The organism is Komagataeibacter sp. FXV3 (assembly GCF_015155755.1).
Lineage (GTDB): Bacteria > Pseudomonadota > Alphaproteobacteria > Acetobacterales > Acetobacteraceae > Komagataeibacter.
This window is the reverse complement of sequence record NZ_VWPI01000163.1, coordinates 1-1534: the sequence shown is the minus strand read 5'-3', so window position 1 is coordinate 1534 and position 1534 is coordinate 1. Positions and strand designations below refer to the sequence as shown.

2 protein-coding genes and 1 pseudogene are annotated in these 1534 nt (G+C 55.2%); 2 read left to right on the top strand and 1 reads right to left on the bottom strand.

Annotation, left to right across the window (positions count from 1 at the left end; genetic code table 11):
* Positions 1 to 468: 468 nt before the first annotated feature.
* Together F1542_RS15375 and hpxZ are read left to right on the top strand one after the other, a co-directional pair.
* The gene (locus tag F1542_RS15375; protein WP_193733815.1) at positions 469 to 921 is read left to right on the top strand and encodes a hypothetical protein; all 453 of its coding nucleotides are present in this window, start codon (positions 469 to 471) and stop codon (positions 919 to 921) included.
* A gap of 29 nt (positions 922 to 950) precedes the next feature.
* Positions 951 to 1340 (top strand): oxalurate catabolism protein HpxZ, encoded by a 390-nt coding sequence (gene hpxZ, locus F1542_RS15370; RefSeq protein ID WP_193733814.1) that lies wholly within the window; start codon positions 951 to 953, stop codon positions 1338 to 1340.
* Here hpxZ and F1542_RS15365 read toward each other — a convergent pair.
* Positions 1341 to 1534 (bottom strand): annotated as a pseudogene (locus F1542_RS15365) (hydroxyethylthiazole kinase); the annotation flags it as partial.

Genomic DNA, 1534 nt, shown 5'->3' with positions numbered 1-1534 from the left:
AAAAAGATACGCCAAGCTACCTAGACCAGTCTCACCCAGTCCAGACCGCCAATCATCATCCCTAAAGACAACAACCGCGCCGCCAGCATATCCCTTCCAGATACTCTCTCTATTCTCTTGTCAAAGACCGTAACCCCAAAGGGCCGAGTAACTTAGCAAATCCACCGGAGAGGCTCAAGAAGTTTCCTCAGCGCCGCCGGTGATTGCGGATATAGGACCCACTCCTACTACCGTCAATCATAAAATCACAAAAAAATGGAAACTTTCAGCACCAGCATCCGAAATTCCTTGGAAAACCAACGAATTCGCGCGTCATTCAAACGGGCGTCAATTTGCCGGGCATACAGAATCGATCTCTACCCCTACCCGGACGGCATAAATCCTATCCATTTAAAGGTAGACGCATGGCGACGGATTTTGAGACATACCCACTGAATTATTACAACATATTGCCGCAAGCAGGGTCCCATGCCGAAATCACCGACCAAACCCACCCTTCTCCGTAAGGTCAACGATCATGTCGCGGTGCGCATGACGATTATATTCGGGAGCATCTGGTGCGTTTATGCGTTTCTGGTCTTTTCGCTTATCCCGCTGGCAGCACCCGCATGGCAGAACACGCTGCTCTATATAAGCAACTGCATCCAGCTGGTTGCGCTCCCTGCCCTTATGGTAGGCAATGCGGTGCTGAGCCGGGGCACCGACCAGCGTGCGGCGGAAGATCATGCCGCCCTGATGGAAATCCTGAATGATGTCCGTTCCGAAGTGTCGGAACTGAAAACGGTGACAAACGACCTGGCCCGCAAAACGAATGCAGCCACCAGCCAGCGGCCATCGGAAGTCGTGTCGTTTTCCAATGAGGCTGTTATCAATGTGACGGAAAACGAAGCGCATGAAACAGTTGTCCCCACCAGGGGGTAAAGCCACCAACTACATTTTACGGAAACACCATGTCCCCTGACCTGAACCGCCCTGAAATCATCGCGGAACTGACCGCCATGTCCGATCACTATGAAAAGGCGCTGGGCGAAAACGACATCCCGGAACTGGACGCTCTGTTTTACCATGGCCCTGAAACCGTGCGGTATGGTGTCGGGGAAACGCTGTACGGATTTGATGAAATTGCAGCATTCCGCCGCAGGCGTGCAGGGGGTTCCCCCCCGCGGGATGTGCTGCGCCGGCACATTACGGCCATCGGCACGGATACCGGCACGGTTGACCTGGAATTCCGTCGCCATGGTGGTGAACGTATCGGTCGGCAGAGCCAGACATGGATCCGCACCCCCGACGGGTGGAAGATCATCGCGGCCCATGTTTCCTTAATGGCCGATATTTCCTGATCAGGCGTGGGTACCTGACGTATGGGAATCCTGTAACCGCGACAGGGCATCGACAAAACTGGTGGCGAAGGACGCCGGGCCGGACGCATCGCGAGCCGCGATTTCCGCTGCCCGCGCATACAGCGCATGAACGGCTGCCACCGCCACCAGCCTGTCCGATTCCATGGGAACGGTTGCCAGAACGGCCTGTCTCT